The organism is Brevinematia bacterium, from assembly GCA_039630355.1.
Taxonomy (GTDB): domain Bacteria; phylum Spirochaetota; class Brevinematia; order DTOW01; family DTOW01; genus SKYB106.
The window spans coordinates 22,308-38,722 of record JBCNVF010000093.1; the positions used below are offsets into that span (position 1 = coordinate 22,308).

Sequence of the window (16,415 nt, forward strand, 5' to 3'; positions counted from 1 at the left end):
CCTCTCTGGAAAAGTATATTTAGTATTATTCTAGAGTTTTCTCAATTTCAATCTTAAGTGGTAGTGTTCGGTAAAGTTCAAAGTTTAGCAGTTAAGTTAGGTCTAAACTTTCTCCTGTGAGGATAACAGAGTATTGTATTCTTCAAGTAGATCCCTTACAGCTGTGAAGTAGTTTTCATATCCTTGTTCAACTTTGTCCATCAACTCTTCCACATATCTTGTTCTTTCCTCGGATACGAATTTTTCGTATTCCTCCTTAAGAGACTCATAGGCCATGATGCCTTTTGTGGTGGGTATAAGTTTGTTATTCTTCCGGACAACATATCCCCTTTTAATGAGGATAGAAATTGTTTTTGAGTAAGTTGAAGGTCTTCCTATACCTTTTTGCTTCATCATCTGGATTATGTCTCCTTCTGAGAAAAGAGAGACTTTAGGTTTTTTGATCTCTGTTACTGTTTTCAGTAGAAGCTTTGGCGGTAATTGTTTTTCAATCTGCAGATACCCTATCTCACTCCAACCTCTCTCTATAACCTCTATGTTCCTACTTATGGTAATTTCTCTACTGCCAACTCTTATAATGAAATCCACATTTTTAACGAGTGTGGGTTTCATCTGGGATGCAATGAATCGTTTGAATATCATATCGTATACTATGAGGTGTGATTTCTTTACTGTTGGTGCTACTATCACCCCCTCGTTTATGAGCTGTGACAATGTCAGTGAGTCAATGGATCTCGTGGGTCTTATGCATTCATGTGCTCCTTCGGACTCCCATCCTCTTGGAAACGATAGCTCTTCAAGTCCTCTAATGTGCAAATACTCTTTAGCGATATTCTGTCCCAATGTGGATACAGTAGTAGAATCAGTTCTGTGGTAGGTTATTAGTCCTTCTTCAAACAAATCCTGAAGTATGGCCATAGTCTCATCGGATTGCATTCCAAAGAGCTTATTTGTTTGGATGAGTACAGTATCAGTGGTAAATGGAGGAGGTGGGGAAAGTTCTACTTCTTTCTGGTTAGCTACCTCTACTTCAGTCTCTTCACCTTCCCTTAGACCTATTTCTTCCCTTCTACCTTCAACTATAAGTAGTATTTCTTCACCGCTTTCGCTAGAGAATGTCAACTTTGTAAAGTGTGATATTAGAGTTCTGTAGTCTTTAAATCTTTCAACAATCCAGCCAAGCACAGGAGATTGAACTCTTCCAGCCGAAACATTCTTCTCTTCAAGCTTATCCTTAAGAAAATCACTTAATCCAAACCCTATTAGTCTGTCTTGAATCCTTCTTAGCAGTTGAGCTTCAACTAGGTTGATGTTGATCTCCTCAGGGTGTTCTATGCTGTTTTTTATTGCGTGATAGGTAACTTCGTGAAACTTCATTCTTTTTACCTTACCACCGAAGAATTTTACGTAAGCGTTGAGGAAGACAAAGATATCGTAGCTTATTTTTTCACCCTCGGTATCAGGATCGGATGCCAGAAGAACTTCATCAACTTCCTTAGCAAGCTCAATTAGTGCAACTATGTCATCAAATCTGTCCACATATTTTTCATATTTGCAGTATTTGCAACTATTTTCTATACTAACAAAGGTTCTGTTACACTTCTGACACCTTCTTATTGTATCATAGATGGGAATAGGAATGCCGTCTACTATTCTCATTCCATAAAGATTTTCGCTGTCAGTTGTTAGCTCAAAGATATGTCCTTTTGATGATGTGACTATGAAGGTTATGTTACCTGCTGTTACTTCATAGCAGTTCAATCCCTTTATTATCCTTTCGGCAGGAGTTCCCAATATTCTTGATATTGTCTTTGCCTTTGTTGGAGATTCTACGATTATGAGGATTGTTTTGTTCAGTTGCTTTATTTCGCTTTCTGCTTTGCCTTCCACTATAAGTTTTAGCTTTTTCCTGTCTTCTCTAGCTATACTAAGATCTTTCAAAACTTCACTCTCACTAAATTCTTTCCACTCAATTTCCTCTATCCACTTGTATTTTCTTGCTCCAACATCTAGAAGTTTTCTATTGCTTTCAATTATTACTGAAATTCCTCTGGTCATACCTCCGGGGTATAGCCTAGAAGTTCTGCCACTGCCTTGAATGTAAGTGTTTATATCTGGGATAAGAACAAAGTTACCATTTTCGGAGCTTTCAAAAACAATGTCAGTTGCGTTTCTAAGAGTGCTTATGTATTTCTCTTGTTTTAAGAATTCTCTAAGGAAATCTTTTCCTTGGGTAATGAAAGGCTCATGATTCGTCCTTTGTCTAAACTTTCTTATAAATGACTCTACTTCTCTTTTCTTTTTAGTATCATCAATGTTTCCAACTATTTCCGAGAGAAGTTTCAGTATTTGGTAGGGTGAGACAATTAGATTGTTGGGGTCTACGGTAACTCTAAACTTTGGTAGTCCCAAGAAAACAGAGTAAACTATTCTTTCTGGTATATCAAGTCCTCTGACGAGGGTTCCATAGTATGTTGATACTCCTACGAGAACATTTATTTTTCTGCTTTTAAACATTCCTAATTCTTTTGCTCCTTTTTGATAGGATATGACTGCACTTTTTAGCTTGGTTTTTGAGTTTATAAGTGATGAGACTTTCTCAGCATATTCTATTCCTTCTTCCGGTGGGACGAACACAATTCCACCGTCACCCAAGAGATTCAAAACCCTTATGAGTTCATCTTCGGTCTTCTCCGAAACTATGTAATAGTTTCCGATGTTTCTTACGACTTCTGACTTGTTTCCTATCTCAAAGTTGAATAACTCCTTAAATAGCTTTACCCTAGCTCCTCGCGGTTTTGCAGTAGCACTAGATACAACGATTATACCTTTATCTTTACTCTTGATTTTTCCTATCTCGGGTTCAATTTCCTTGTACTTTTCTAGATTGTTCTCAAACGTGTCCTTACCTTTTGATACTGCAAGGAGGAATTTTAGTTTTATAAACTCTAAGGCTGTTTTGATATCTTCTTTTGTAAGTCCGGATAGTGTTATCAAATATTCTATGTTTTTTGAGCGTTTCAGAAGAGAGTCAACATCGTCTGCAAATATAAAGTCAAATTTCATGTTAGGTTTGAGTGAAACAAGGTTTTTCACCATATTAGAAGTGATCACAACTATATCGTAGCTACCTTTGGTGATATCCTCTTTGAATTTTTCTTTTTGTTTTTTAGGTGTAAACTTTGAGGAATACATAAGGATGGTTATTTTTTTACCTGCTAACTTGGAAAACTTTTTCAATTTTTCAAAAGTCTGGATTACCAAGTTTGTAGTAGGGAGGATGATTATTGACTTTTTACCTTTGATAGCAAAGTTTATTGCGGTTACTAGGCCGAAGGTGGTTTTTCCTACCCCTGTGGGAGCTATTAGGGAGAAGCTTCTTCCTAAGATTGCTCTTTTTGCCCATGTTACTTGGGTATTCCAAGGAGTTGTTCCTAGTATTTTGCTGAAAAGCTCCACCCATTCTCTAACTTCATTTCTTATGGCGACTAATTCACTGATTTTTTGTCTGGAATGTAGTTCTGGTAGAATGTCTTCAAGGTTAGTAGTTGTTTTAGGGTAACACTTACTGCAGACGCCTAGAGTAGCCAATCTTTCATCTGTTATCTCACCACCACAGGAGATACAACCTCTTTTATAAATACTGTGGACTTGCATAGGTTAGTTACCTCAGGTATTTTTTAAGAAGGTTATGTTAGGTATTTTTAGAATTCTCTCTTTCACTTTTATTTTCCCTTTTGCTTTAGTTTCTAGGGGAGTTTAAACTTTCCCAAGTTGGAATGTAAGAATACTATAATTGGCGGTGTAAGCTTTTCAAGTTTCACTTTTAGTAAGCTCGTTGGAGCAAAATTAGTAGATTAATACTTCGGTTCTGTATTACTTCTTCTTAGGCTAAAATCCTGCCCTAGTATAACAACTATTCCGCTTAGGTTATCCTTCAGTGATTCATCAAAGATGAAGTTAGAGATATTTGTTATTCCAAGAGTTTTGGATATCTCTTTTACGAGTTTATCGTTATGTGACCTGTTGAGGATAATTGATTTTGGTATATTTGAGATATAGTTGTGGTAGTTTCTTACTCTGAATCCTTCTCTGATAAGTGTTATTGAGACATTCATGGCTAGATTATTTTCACCCTTTCCATTGAGCACCGTTACATCAGGAGAGCTGAAGGAATAGCAGGAGATTAGTTTGCTGTCTAGGAACATTTTTACTACTAGATCTGTTGAAGATACCTTTTGTGAAAGTTCAAGTATTTTATTCGTTACATAATCAAATAGAAAGCTATTTTTCGTATCTGTATCAGTTAAGAATACGAGTATCTCATTATCTCTTAGAAAGATGTTGTTGAAGGAGATAGTAGTTCTGTTATTTGTCAGAGATGATAGTAGGACTACTAGTATAGCAGATAGAATGAAGATGAAAAGCAGAGAAACCCAACTTCTTAGTTGTTTCTTTTTAGGTTTTGATCTCTTTCTATATTCGTTTACTGTTATCATATACCAAAAGTATATAGGGTATAGCTCTGACCTTCAATTTCTGCTTTTTTGTGTTGTACTGTGTAAGAATGACGATGGTAGTAAAGGAGGATTGAAGACTCTCTTTGTAGGCTTTGATAGGGTAATGGGGTTGAGTAGCATTGAAAGTATGTAGTAGGATTTTTCTCTACATTGGGTTTGAGAGATATTTCCGATCTTTGTTAGGTTCTGATGGTCAACAACTTGAGTACTTATCAAGGGAGATATTTATAGTCCTGATAGTGATTGCAAGGGTAATGAAAGGGTAGTAAGAAGAAGAGCTACATCCTGGTGTAAATTTTTAGAATTTATTGTTCTGGTGATGAAAAATGTTGTTTTTGGGAAAGGTATTATATAAAATTAATTTCGGAAACGGAGGAAGATATGGAAGTAACTAGCGAGATACTGAACAACGATGTAGTTAAGGTTAAGGTGAAGGGAGAACTTAGTATATTCTACATAGATCCTTTTGAGAGTATAGTTCAGAAGAATATAATAGAGGGCAAAGTGAGATTTATATTTGATTTAACTGAGGTTACATACATTGATTCTATGGGGATAGGTCTTCTTTCTATTGCTGCCAATAATGCTTATCAGAAGGGTGAGAAAGTTGCGGTTATAGTGACTAATCCTAAGATAAGATATACACTCAATGTTTCAAGGTTACATGATGTTATTCAGATTGTAGATAATGAGGAAGAGGCGTTAAAACTTTTTGCTAAATGAGAATGGTATTAGGGTATGATATTTAGAAGAAAGATTCTCTCAAACTTTTCTGAGCTTAGAGAATTAGAGGAGGACTTTGAAAGTTTTTTGAAAGTGAATAGAATTCCTAGTGATATAATTTATGATCTGAAGATGGCAGTGCATGAGTATGCGCTTAATGTCATAGAGCATGGGTATCACTGGGCTACGGACAAGGAGATAGAATTTGAGGCTGTTATTGTAGAGAAAGATAGGGTTTTTGAGATTGAGGTGGTGATTAAGGATAAAGCACCAAAGTTTGAGATATCCAAGGAGAAGATAATAAAGGAAGCAGACTCCAAGAGCTTTAGAGGCAGAGGCTTGATAATGATCCTAACTTTTGTTGACGATATAGTCCGTGATTCTAGTTATGATGAGGGTAATAGGGTTATTTTGAAGAAGAAGTTTTCTTTAGGTTTAAAGTAGCTCCACAAAGTATTTCACAACATCTACCATACTGAAAACGCCTACAATTTCTCCCTTGTCGTTGATGACGGGTAGTTTACGTTTATTCTTGGATAGCATGATTTTTAAGGCATCTTTTATAAGCATATTTTCTTGCAATACTACCTCCTCTTGTTTTTCTATTACTTCTTCAACTGTTATGTCTTTAGCTTTCTCTGGAGCGAATATATACTTTACAAGATCAGTAGCGTATACTATTCCCACAGGTTTATCTTTGTCCATAACTATAACTCCGCTTGTTTTCGTTTTTATCATTTTATCTACTGCTTTTGTTAGGGGGTCCTTAAGTCCTACATGGTATACTGGTGAGACCATAAGATCTTTTACCTTCATTTTTGATAGCTCCATACCTGTGACCTCCTAGTTAGAAAATATAATAGAGAATAATATTAAGTTACAACTCACTTGTGAGTTTTGTTGAAAAGAAACTACTTGGGATTTAATATTTCTGTTGTGAGTAGTAGTGAAAATGTTGTAAACATAATGAAGTTTTTTGTATCTTCCGGCAAAGAAGTAGTTTTGATAATAGATGATCTGAAGGTAAAGGGTAGTGTTGTTAGAATGGACGATGTATATTTCTATTTAAAACCTACTGTGTTGCCAGATGTACAAAAGTTTCCCTATGGTGTTAGTTGCTTGATCCCTTATGGTAAAGACTTATTTTTCTTCAATTCTGAGACTGTTAAGATAGAGGGTGATGAGATATGTGTAATGCTCCCGACTAGTATCGTCAAGAAGCATCACAGGGAGTATGAGAGGTATAATGTTGAGGGTATGTTGTTTGCAAGCCTTAATTTTGTTAAAGAGATAGATGACAAGGACTTTATAAATAGGTTTCCTTTAGCTATGAGGTCTATGTTTGCTCAAGGGCTGAGTAGTGTTTCGTATGAGGATATGTTGGGGAAAGCAATAGAGATCCTGAGCGCTCAATTTGGTGCTGCTGTGTTTATAGAGGAATTTTCTCAACTGCCTTGGTTGAAGTATTGTAGGTATAATAGGGTTGGTTTGATTGTGCCGGATATGGAGTCAGGAAAGTTTTTAGAACCTATGAGAGTGTATGGTTTTGCGAGCTATGGTTTTTTTCTTGAGCCTCAGAGGAGGAATATTCTTGATGCCGAGGTAAAGGTTTTTGTTAACTACCACACTTTCAAAGGTTTTAGAGCCTATATTTATGTTCCTATTTTTGTTGTTGATACTTTACTTGGGTATATAATGATAGGCAGTAACGAAACTATTAGCACTGAAAGATTTGAAGACATTTCTAAGCTTATGAGGATCTTAGGAATAGTGGATTTGGTTGAGCAGTTTTTTTGTTATAATAGGTTTTTTGTTCTTAACGAGCATAGAGACTATCCTATACCGGTAATTGACATAAGCTTTGGTGGCGTAAAAATTAAGATAGACAAGCATATCTCATACTTTATAAACGTTGGGGATACTGTTAAGCTCTATTTTAAGATAGGGGGTAAATTTTTTGAGTTTATTGGTGAGGTTATAAGAGTGGGGTATGAAGGTGGTAACTTTATATCTGCTATAAAGTTTTTGAACATGGACAAAAGTGAGTTTTTAGTTATAAAGAGATGGTTTGGTGGTTTTGAAAGGTGGTGAGATGGGTGGTAAGTTAGTCAAGTGGTTGCTTGTAGTGATTGTTGTCGGTATATGGGCAAATATGTTAAGAGTTTCTATACCGGTATTGATGGAATATTTTACCTATAAAGAGGGTCAAGAGCATAAGATTGGGGTTGAGGGTAATTTTGCAGAGTCTCCAGGTTTTTATCAAAAGGAAGTTGATATAAATTACATAAGAAACCCCTTTGCTAGGGTAGATAAAGGTGAGAGTAGAGTTGCTAGAGGTAGTAAAAAGCCACTCTCGGCAACGCAAGTTTCTAGGAGTAGTACTTATTCTCTTTTTAACCTTAGAGGAACTCTTACTGTCAATAACAAAATGGTGGCAATACTGGAAGGAAGACAAGATCTTGGAGTAAGTGGAACTTTTTATGTTGCGGAGGGAGAAGAAGTGATGGGTGAGAAAATTGTTGAGATAGGTGAAAACTATGTTATAATATTTAAAGATGGGGAGAAAATTACTTTGTATGAGGTGAAGTAGTATGGATAAGGCGGATCAGCGTTTTGAGGTTAGATTCAATGAGGGTGATATAATATTTTGCGAGTTTGAGCCTGGTGAGGAGATGTATGTTATAAAAGAGGGTAAAGTCAGAATAACCAAAATTCAGAACAACAAGGAAAAAACCATAGATGTGATAGGCCCTGGTGAGATATTTGGTGAAATGGCCCTTATTGACAACGACAAAAGAACAGCAACTGTTATTGCTGAGACTGATGTTGTATTGGTGAGAGTTGATAAGGGTAATTTTGAGATGCTTGCAAAGAACAATCCTCAATGGGCACTGAAGTTAATCAAGAATTTTTCAAGGAGAATTTATGATGCTAGAAGAAAATTAAGAATACTTAGCATAAAGGATGTGGATACCAGGGTTTTGGAGACTTTGATTATGTTATCGGAGGGAATAGCTAAGGAGGATGAAAAAACTGTTGTTATTAATACTTCTGCCGAAGACATTGCGCATTGGTGTGGTATTTCAATTAGGGAAGCTGAGGATATTCTAAGTAGGTATGCTAGGATGGCAAAGATTTCTTTTGAGAAGGAGGGGATAAGAATTAATAACATAAATGACCTTAAAAGGCTGTCACAGAACAAGCAGAAGTTATAGCTTAGTTTTATGAAACAGGAGTATTTCACAGATTTGGAGTTTGATAAACTTCTAGAAATTGTAGCAGGATATTGTTTCACTGAAGAAGGTAGAAGAAAAGTTTTATCCTTGAGACCCTTTGCATTCACTATGAAGTATTCCGATGCAATACAAATGGTAAACTATAGGCATTCAGTTATATCTAAGGCTAGGTTGATTTGTAGTCATATAAGGATTCCTTCAATACCCTACGAGATTGTAGAAATATGGAAAAAGGCTTCAAAGGAAGGAAGCATCATTTTACCTAAGCAAATATACGAGATATACGAGTTTTTGAGATCGTTTAGAGAACTGGTGTTGTTTATTGATAACTTGAGTGATGAGTTTGAAGTTCTCAAAGAGCTTGTTGAAATTGATCTTGAGTATTTTTACGAGAAATTTGGTGAGATAGAGGATGTAGTAAGAAGGAGTATAGATCGTGATGGTGCGATACTAAGAAGCGCTAGTACTAGGCTTGACAAGATACTCTCAGAGAAGGAAAGGATTGAAACTACTGTCGTTAGGTTATTGACCAATTTTGTAAACGAGCCAGAGAACGAGGAATTTCTGCAAGAGAAGTTTGTAACTATCAGGAATAACAGGTTTGTTATACCAGTTAAGATGGGATATATTAATGCTATTGATGGTTTTGTGCAAGATATTTCTTCAACGGGTCATACTGCATTTATAGAACCTCGTTTTGTGCAGTCTTATACGGTTAGGTATCTTGAGCTTATAGATGAGGAGAGGAGGGAAGTAGAGAGGATTCTTAGAGAGATTACGTCAAGGATAGGAGAGATTTCAGAGCTTGCTGATTCAATTGTTGAGATTATAGGGAGGTTTGATGAGATTCAGGCATTAGCTAGGTATGCAAATACTACAAACTCCAATAGACCTAGATTATCCTCAAAGCCAGTTGTGAAGCTTATAGATGCCAGACATCCTTTTCTAAGAGATCCGGTTCCTATTACTGTTGAGATCGGTGATGGTGAAGAAAGTTTTGGGGGACTTATTATCTCTGGTCCCAATACCTCGGGTAAGACGGTTTCTATAAAGACTCTGGGTCTTTTGACAGTTATGGCTTTATCAGGTATGCTTATTCCTGCAAGTGGTGATTCTGTCATAGGTTACTTTGATAAGATTCTTACCGATATAGGTGATTCGCAGAGTATTGAGAAAAATCTTTCAACTTTCTCGGCACATATTGCTAGAGTGAATGAGATAGTAGCTCTTGCTGATAGAAATTCTTTGGTGATACTTGATGAGCTAGGGACGGGAACTGATCCTAGGGAGGGAGAAGCACTCGCAGTTGCTATTCTCAGATTTCTTTCAGAAAAGAAGGCAAAAATAGCGGTTGCTACACATTATGCGCTGGTTAAAAAGCTTCCGCTCTCTTGTGAATATTTTAGAAATGCTTATATGGAGTTTGATGGTAATACTCTCAAACCGCTGTATAGGGTTGTTTTTGGGATGCCGGGTAGTAGTAATGCTATTCTTATAGCTAGTAAGCTGGGATTGAAAGATGAGATAGTGCAAAATGCGCTGAGAGTTATGGTTGAGGGGGTAGATGTTTATGAGAAGTTTGTAATTGAGGTGCAGAATGAGAGAAGAGAGATACAGAAGTTGAAAGAGGAACTTAAGGAAAAAATAGATGAGCTTGAAAAGTTGAGAAAGGAATACAAGGTGAAAATAAGTGAGCTAGAGGAAAAACTTGAGAAGATAAGGCGAAAAGAGGTAAATTCACTACTTTCTGACATTTACGAGGCAAAGACTTTGGTTTCAAAAATAAGGGAGAGGTTGATTTCTGAGAAGGTTTCTCAAAAGGAGCTTGAGAGTATGAATCAGGAACTTATGAGGGTTGACTTAGAGATGAGAGAAGGAAGAAGGGTATCGGAACTTGTGAAAGTAAAAGAGCCAAAGATTGGTGATAGGGTGCTTTTGGGTAGATTTGGGCAAGAAGGAACTATATCCAAAATATATGGAGATGGGAAAGTGGAAGTACATGTAGGTAAGCTTAAGATGATTACAGATGTAAGTGATCTCTTTGAGCCTTAAAGTTTGGTGTTGGATTTTACGATCCTTTGTAATGGTTGTTATAGCGAAGGAGTTGTAAAAGAGATTTTTGTTTGAAAGGATGCTTGACAATTGCAGAAGATTTATAAATAATTTTATTATACAAGGAGTAGGGATATGAGGCAACTTTACTGTTTAATCGTTGTTGTAAGTCTTCTCTTGTTGAGTATTCTTGGATTTGCTGTTCACAACTACCCTGAAAAGAAGGACTTGGAAAAATATTTTGAGAGCCTTCCTATTAACGAAAATTCAATTGACGAGCTATGCAATGCTGCTATGAATAGTGATGATGAAGTTGTCAAAACCTTGGCTATAAGAAGGCTCGGTGATATGTTTGAGAAAGGTGCTAAAAAAAGTATTTCTGAGAAGCATTATAAGAAGGTTATAGATACTCTTATTGCAGGCCTTGAGGAAGGAAATGATAGGATAGTCAGGGTTGGGGCTAGACAGGTAAATCCTTTCTGGGAGGTTAGGTCGGCTGCAGCTAATGCTCTTGCGAAAGTAAATGACCCATCAACAGTGCCAAACATGATTAAGGCTCTTAGGTATGATCAAGACCCAATAGTAAAAAGAAATGTTGCCTTGGGGTTAGGGAAAATGAAAGCTAAGGAGGCAGTTCCAGCTTTGATAGATGTCCTAGAAACAACTCCTGATCAGGGACTTGCAGCAGATATTGTTAAGGCTTTGGGAGAAATTGGCGATAGAAGAGCCTTTGGTGCTCTAATTAAAGTCATACGAGGAAATTTCATGCCTAAAGTCAAAGAAATGGCTCAAGAGTCTCTTGAAAAAATACAATGGGCTGAAGAGCCAGAAGAAGTTATAAGATAAAACATAATGTGTGTATTTTTTATATAGTAGTTACTTTTTATACATCCTATAAGTTACACAGTGGTGAGTTGAGAAAGTTTTATTTTCTATTTAAGGTTCTTGTTTTGCGCTTTGTTTGGAGTTAGGTATTTGGAGGGGTGGTTTAGTTTGTTCACTATTAAGGTATTTCTTGATCTTCTTTCTGAAGATAAAGTTTTGTTTGTGGTTTTTGTTTTGAAGAAGTTGGCACGTTGTTTGCATCACTAAGAATATTGGAGGCTGATATGGAGGGGATGGAGAAAGAAGTTAGGGATGAAACTGGGTATATTTATAGTGAAAAAGAGGTAGGAAAAGGTAATATGGAGGGTAGTTCTGAAGTAGTGGATAGTGTTAATGTGGAAGTTGGTAAGGATGGTGAGAGATTTGGAGGTGGGGAGGGTGGTGAGAATAGTATGGATAAGAATGTGAGTGATAAGGTTAAGCAGATTAAAGAGTTTATACTTTCGCTAAAGCAGCAGATAGAGGAGAGGGATAGAAGGATAAAGGAGTATGAGGAGTTGGTAAGAAGGATAGCTGCAGACTTTGATAACTACAAGAAGAAGGTTAGTAAGGAGAAGGTTGAGTATATTAGATTTGCTAATAAAGATTTGGTGTTGGATTTGCTTCCTATAATTGACAATTTTGATAGAGCTATTTCGGCTATAGAAAATTCTAATCTTGATAATAGTGCTAAAGATCTGTTTGTTGGAATAAAGCTTATACGCAAGGAGCTTATGAATGTTCTTCTTAAATATGGCGTTGTGAGTGTTGACGTAGAGGGTAAGATCTTTGATCCTAATATTAGTGAGGTTATAGAGGTTGAGGAGGTTGAGTCTAATGAAGGTGAGGATAAGGATGTGGTGGTTAAGGAGTATTTGAAGGCATACAAGATGTATGATCAGGTTATAAGGCATGCTAAAGTTAAAGTTCAGAAGAGAAGGAGAAAGACTGAGAAGCAGAGTGATATTTCTTTTCAAGAGAATAAGCAAGAAGATAAATTTGAGGATGTAGGAGGTGGTGGAGATGAAAATGTTTCTCCTTCTTCGTAGAGGGGGTGTTTTTATTTTTATAGGAGGTTATGTATGGCTAGTAAGATTATAGGTATTGATTTAGGGACAACAAACTCAGTTGTTGCTGTGATGGAAGGTGGCAAACCTGTTGTTATTCAGAATCAGGAGGGTAGTAGGACTACACCTTCCATAGTTGGATTTACACAGAAAAACGAGGTTTTAGTTGGAGCTCCTGCTAAAAATCAGATGATTGTTAATCCTGAAAATACGATATACTCCATAAAGAGGTTTATGGGTAGAAGATATGAAGAGACTGAAGAGGAGAGGAGAAGAGTTCCGTATAAGGTAATTCCTTATAAGGATAGTGTTAGGGTTCAGACCATAGCTGGTGAGTTTTCGCCTGAAGAGATTTCTGCAAGGATACTGATGAAGCTCAAGTCTGCAGCTGAGGATTATCTTGGAGAAAAGGTTGAGAGGGCGGTTATTACTGTGCCTGCTTACTTTAACGATGCTCAGAGGCAAGCTACTAAGAATGCTGGGATAATTGCTGGGCTTAAGGTTGAGAGAATTCTTAATGAGCCTACTGCAGCAGCACTTGCTTATGGCCTTGATAAAGAGGTTTCAAAAAGGGGCAAGGAGCTAAAAATAGCTGTTTATGACTTGGGAGGTGGAACTTTTGATATATCTATTCTAGAGATAGGAGAGGGTGTTTTTGAGGTTAGAGCGACAAATGGTGATACTCACCTTGGGGGAGATGATTTTGATAGAAGAATAATGGATTGGCTTATTGATGAATTTAGGAAGGAGACAGGGGTAGATCTTTCTCAGGATAGAATTGCTCTTCAGAGGATAAAGGAGGCGGCGGAAAAAGCTAAGATAGAACTTTCTTCAAAGATGGAAACGGAGATCAACCTTCCGTTTATTGCGGTGGTAAACTCTACTCCTAAAAATTTGATAAGAACTCTGACTAGGGCAAAGTTTGAAGCATTGATAAGGGACCTTGCGGAGAAAACTCTAAAACCCTGTGAAGATGCTCTTAGAGATGCAGGCCTTACTATCAATGACATTGATGAGGTTATACTGGTTGGTGGTTCTACGAGGATACCACTTATTCAGAACCTTGTTAGAGATTTCTTCAAGAAAGAGCCTAATAAATCGGTCAATCCTGATGAAGTTGTTGCTGTTGGTGCTGCTATACAGGCTGGTATACTACAGGGTGAAGTTAAGGATATATTGCTACTAGATGTTACGCCTCTTTCTCTTGGGGTTGAAACTTTGGGTGGGGTGATGACTGTTATTATTCCAAGAAATACTACCATACCTGTGAGGAAATCCCAGATCTTTACTACTGCTGAGGATAATCAGACTGCTGTTACAATACATGTTTTACAGGGAGAGAGACCTCTTGCTTCACAAAACAGAAGTTTAGGAAGGTTTGAGCTGTATGGCATTCCACCAGCTCCTAGGGGCGTTCCTCAGATAGAGGTTACGTTTGATATTGACGCTAACGGTATATTAACGGTGTATGCAAAGGATCTTGGCACTAACAAAGAGCAGAGTATAAGAATTACTAATTCAACCAATCTTACTGAAGAGGAAATAAAGAGGATGGTAGAGGAGGCTCAAAAACATGCGGAGGAAGATAGGAAGAGAAAGGAGCTTATTGATCTTAGAAATCAAGCTGATGGCGTGGTCTACGCTTCTGAGAAACTTCTTAAGGAGCAAGGGGATAAAATGTCTCAACAAGATAGACTTGACCTAGAAAGAGCTATAAACAGGCTGAGAGAAGTTATTAGCTCAGAGGATGCTAATACTATAAAGAAGGCTATGGAGGAAGTTACTAATGTAACCTATAGGATAAGTCAAGAGCTTTATAGACATGCTGGTCCTACTTCTTCTGCGTCTACTTCTAGTTCAGCTTCTTCTGGTGCAACCTCTTCTGAGAAAGACGAAAAAGTTGTTGATGCAGACTATAAGGTAGTTGATGAAGATAAGAGATAGAATTAGTAGGGGGTTTTTAATCCCCTCTTTTGAGTTTGTTGCTAGCTTGTCTCTAATATATTCTTGCTCTTTGTTTTTCCTGATATAAAAAGATTAAGGTGATTACACTTCAATAAACTTCAGTCTCCACATAATGTTACCTCTTGGATGCTTATTAAAAAGGGTATTTACTCGGCCCGGAGAGTGCGAGGAAAAAGAAAAAACTACACTAATTGTGAACTTTAACTTATTGTGCTTTACTTAAGTTTTAACAGAAGGTTTGTGTATTTTAAAATAGTTTCTGATATGAAGAGATTATCAGTAGCTTTTATATTGCTTATTGCTTGTGTGATAGCTTTTCCTGCAACTACCGCTGATGTTGCTATAAGAAAACTTAGGGAAGCTTACAGCTCTGTTTTCTCTTTCTCAGGGAGCATTACGATAAAGATAGGTAGTAAGACCTATAGTGGGACTATCAAATACAAAGTTCCTAACAAACTGAAAATAAGTTTTTACTCTCCTTCCGTAATAGATATGATAAGCGATGGTACTTCCATATGGATATACATCAAAGGTAACAATACTGTCATTAAACAGCCTATTCTTTCTAAAAAGGGTGGTAAACTAATATATGCTTCTGAGGTGATAAATCCTTACGAGAAGTATGACAATGAATACATAATTGTTCTAGATAAGTATGATGATAAAACTTTTTCATTTACTCTCAAGGCAAAACCTGATGTTTTTACTACATTTAGTACTGCCAAACTTATAGCCTACAAAAGTGGATTAATTTCTTCAATTTCTGGTATAACTATAACCCGTGAGAGTCTATCAATAGAGATTAAATACACTGGTGTCAATATTAACATTGATGATAGGGAATTCTTCTTTACTCCTCCGGCTGATGCTCAGGTTCTTGCAGATATATTTCAAGAGTAGCTTATGTTGGATTTTTCACCAACTGTTAGCGGAGTATATTTTAAAAACCCTATACTCTTAGCGTCAGGAACTGCATCTTTTGGTATAGAACTTACGAAGCTGTACGATGTTTCCATTGTTGGCGGAATTGTGCTTAAGACTATAACTCTTGAAGAAAGAGTAGGAAATGAGCCTCCAAGGATTGTAGAGTGTAGTGGAGGAATGTTGAACTCTATAGGGCTTGCTAATCCTGGGCTTAGAAAGTTCAAGGAGGAAATACTGCCCGAGGTTGTTAGGAGTGTAAGTACCAACATTATAGTTAGCGTAGCTGGTGAAAGTGTTGGTGAATTTAGAGAGATAGTGGAAGAAGTTTCTACTTTAGAGGGAGTCAGTGTCATTGAGCTAAATCTTTCATGTCCGAATGTTGAGGAGGGAGGAATTACTTTTGATAGCAAAGAGGGGAATGTTAGAGAGGTTGTTAGGATTGTTAGAAAGGTTAGTAAGAAGCCTTTTTGGGTTAAACTCAGTCCAAATGTTCCTGATATTGTTAGGAATGCGGTAATCTCTCAAGAAGAGGGGGCTGATGGAATAACCGCAATAAATACAATATTGGGTATGAAGATAGACCCAGAGAGTGGTAAGCCTGTCTTCAAGAACATATTTGCTGGATATTCTGGGCCGTGTATAAAGCCTATTGCTCTTAGGTATGTCTATGAGATATGTAGAAAAGTGTCAATACCAGTGATAGGTGTAGGAGGAGTCTCATCTTATGAGGATGTTTTGGAGTTTATGTGGGCTGGGGCAAAACTTGTGCAGATAGGTACCTCAAACTTTGTGGATCCAACATTACCAGAAACTATAATTGAGAAAATACGTGAGTTTGAGGATAGCTTAAGTCACGGTGAAACTTGACTTCTTTAGGAAAGGTTAACGAATTCTGAACAGTTTACCTAATTACCTTTTTGGTTTTGGTAATGTTTGTTGTTCGTAAAACTCGTTTTATGCTTTGTTTTTGGGTGCTTATTGTTGGAGGATTATTTACTTTGTCCAAACAGGGGTTGTGGAAGAAGTGAAGAGTAGAGCATAGTTAGTTGTAAGTTTTAAGTTCT

14 protein-coding genes are annotated in these 16,415 nt (G+C 37.0%); 11 read left to right on the forward strand and 3 right to left on the reverse strand.

Annotated elements, in window-relative coordinates:
* Nucleotides 1-102 precede the first annotated feature (102 nt).
* Together rgy and ABDH28_06285 are read right to left on the reverse strand one after the other, a co-directional pair.
* Complete coding sequence (rgy, locus tag ABDH28_06280; GenBank protein MEN2998623.1) at nucleotides 103-3,657, reverse strand: reverse gyrase; 3,555 nt, start codon at nucleotides 3,655-3,657, stop codon at nucleotides 103-105.
* Nucleotides 3,658-3,857: 200 nt separating this feature from the next.
* Nucleotides 3,858-4,499, reverse strand: a complete 642-nt coding sequence (locus ABDH28_06285; protein MEN2998624.1) for a LytR C-terminal domain-containing protein — start codon at nucleotides 4,497-4,499, stop codon at nucleotides 3,858-3,860.
* 402 nt (nucleotides 4,500-4,901) lie between these two features.
* On the opposite strand from ABDH28_06285, the gene ABDH28_06290 reads away from it, so the two are divergent.
* Nucleotides 4,902-5,243 (forward strand): STAS domain-containing protein, encoded by a 342-nt coding sequence (locus tag ABDH28_06290; GenBank protein ID MEN2998625.1) that lies wholly within the window; start codon nucleotides 4,902-4,904, stop codon nucleotides 5,241-5,243.
* A 15-nt stretch (nucleotides 5,244-5,258) separates the two neighbouring features.
* Complete coding sequence (locus tag ABDH28_06295; GenBank protein ID MEN2998626.1) at nucleotides 5,259-5,687, forward strand: ATP-binding protein; 429 nt, start codon at nucleotides 5,259-5,261, stop codon at nucleotides 5,685-5,687.
* Here the strand turns inward: ABDH28_06295 and ABDH28_06300 are convergent.
* On the reverse strand, nucleotides 5,679-6,074 hold the full coding sequence (locus ABDH28_06300; GenBank protein ID MEN2998627.1) for a CBS domain-containing protein: 396 nt from the start codon (nucleotides 6,072-6,074) through the stop codon (nucleotides 5,679-5,681). The genes ABDH28_06295 and ABDH28_06300 overlap by 9 nt on opposite strands.
* A 105-nt stretch (nucleotides 6,075-6,179) precedes the next feature.
* Here ABDH28_06300 and ABDH28_06305 point away from each other — a divergent pair, with 105 nt between their 5' ends.
* The 9 genes from ABDH28_06305 (at nucleotide 6,180) to ABDH28_06345 (ending at nucleotide 16,218) form a co-directional block, all read left to right on the forward strand.
* A complete protein-coding gene (locus tag ABDH28_06305) occupies nucleotides 6,180-7,334 on the forward strand; it encodes a PilZ domain-containing protein (protein ID MEN2998628.1) in 1,155 nt (384 codons plus the stop codon).
* A 1-nt stretch (nucleotide 7,335) separates the two neighbouring features.
* Nucleotides 7,336-7,833, forward strand: a complete 498-nt coding sequence (locus tag ABDH28_06310) for a hypothetical protein (protein MEN2998629.1) — start codon at nucleotides 7,336-7,338, stop codon at nucleotides 7,831-7,833.
* A gap of 1 nt (nucleotide 7,834) precedes the next feature.
* On the forward strand, nucleotides 7,835-8,458 hold the full coding sequence (locus ABDH28_06315) for a Crp/Fnr family transcriptional regulator (GenBank protein MEN2998630.1): 624 nt from the start codon (nucleotides 7,835-7,837) through the stop codon (nucleotides 8,456-8,458).
* 9 nt (nucleotides 8,459-8,467) lie between these two features.
* Nucleotides 8,468-10,531 (forward strand): MutS2/Smr-associated SH3 domain-containing protein, encoded by a 2,064-nt coding sequence (locus tag ABDH28_06320; GenBank protein ID MEN2998631.1) that lies wholly within the window; start codon nucleotides 8,468-8,470, stop codon nucleotides 10,529-10,531.
* 135 nt (nucleotides 10,532-10,666) lie between these two features.
* The gene (locus ABDH28_06325; GenBank protein ID MEN2998632.1) at nucleotides 10,667-11,377 is read left to right on the forward strand and encodes a HEAT repeat domain-containing protein; all 711 of its coding nucleotides are present in this window, start codon (nucleotides 10,667-10,669) and stop codon (nucleotides 11,375-11,377) included.
* A 263-nt stretch (nucleotides 11,378-11,640) separates the two neighbouring features.
* Nucleotides 11,641-12,444, forward strand: a complete 804-nt coding sequence (locus ABDH28_06330) for a nucleotide exchange factor GrpE (protein ID MEN2998633.1) — start codon at nucleotides 11,641-11,643, stop codon at nucleotides 12,442-12,444.
* A 33-nt stretch (nucleotides 12,445-12,477) separates the two neighbouring features.
* Entirely contained in the window at nucleotides 12,478-14,406 is a 1,929-nt protein-coding gene (dnaK, locus tag ABDH28_06335; GenBank protein MEN2998634.1) for a molecular chaperone DnaK, read from the forward strand.
* Between the two features lie 285 nt (nucleotides 14,407-14,691).
* Nucleotides 14,692-15,327, forward strand: coding sequence for an outer-membrane lipoprotein carrier protein LolA (locus ABDH28_06340; GenBank protein ID MEN2998635.1), 636 nt, complete (start codon nucleotides 14,692-14,694; stop codon nucleotides 15,325-15,327).
* Between the two features lie 3 nt (nucleotides 15,328-15,330).
* A complete protein-coding gene (locus ABDH28_06345) occupies nucleotides 15,331-16,218 on the forward strand; it encodes a dihydroorotate dehydrogenase (protein MEN2998636.1) in 888 nt (295 codons plus the stop codon).
* The last annotated feature ends 197 nt before the right edge of the window (nucleotides 16,219-16,415 follow it).

Bases quoted from the DNA above. Each gene is read 5' to 3' on its own strand.
- ABDH28_06345 (MEN2998636.1), top strand. From the start codon at position 15,331: ATGTTGGATTTTTCACCAACTGTTAGCGGAGTATATTTTAAAAACCCT.
- ABDH28_06325 (MEN2998632.1), top strand. From the start codon at position 10,667: ATGAGGCAACTTTACTGTTTAATCGTTGTTGTAAGTCTTCTCTTGTTG.
- ABDH28_06315 (MEN2998630.1), top strand. From the start codon at position 7,835: ATGGATAAGGCGGATCAGCGTTTTGAGGTTAGATTCAATGAGGGTGAT.
- ABDH28_06285 (MEN2998624.1), bottom strand. From the start codon at position 4,499: ATGATAACAGTAAACGAATATAGAAAGAGATCAAAACCTAAAAAGAAA.
- ABDH28_06320 (MEN2998631.1), top strand. From the start codon at position 8,468: ATGAAACAGGAGTATTTCACAGATTTGGAGTTTGATAAACTTCTAGAA.
- ABDH28_06340 (MEN2998635.1), top strand. From the start codon at position 14,692: ATGAAGAGATTATCAGTAGCTTTTATATTGCTTATTGCTTGTGTGATA.
- dnaK (MEN2998634.1), top strand. From the start codon at position 12,478: ATGGCTAGTAAGATTATAGGTATTGATTTAGGGACAACAAACTCAGTT.
- ABDH28_06330 (MEN2998633.1), top strand. From the start codon at position 11,641: ATGGAGGGGATGGAGAAAGAAGTTAGGGATGAAACTGGGTATATTTAT.
- ABDH28_06300 (MEN2998627.1), bottom strand. From the start codon at position 6,074: ATGGAGCTATCAAAAATGAAGGTAAAAGATCTTATGGTCTCACCAGTA.
- rgy (MEN2998623.1), bottom strand. From the start codon at position 3,657: ATGCAAGTCCACAGTATTTATAAAAGAGGTTGTATCTCCTGTGGTGGT.
- ABDH28_06295 (MEN2998626.1), top strand. From the start codon at position 5,259: ATGATATTTAGAAGAAAGATTCTCTCAAACTTTTCTGAGCTTAGAGAA.
- ABDH28_06290 (MEN2998625.1), top strand. From the start codon at position 4,902: ATGGAAGTAACTAGCGAGATACTGAACAACGATGTAGTTAAGGTTAAG.
- ABDH28_06310 (MEN2998629.1), top strand. From the start codon at position 7,336: ATGGGTGGTAAGTTAGTCAAGTGGTTGCTTGTAGTGATTGTTGTCGGT.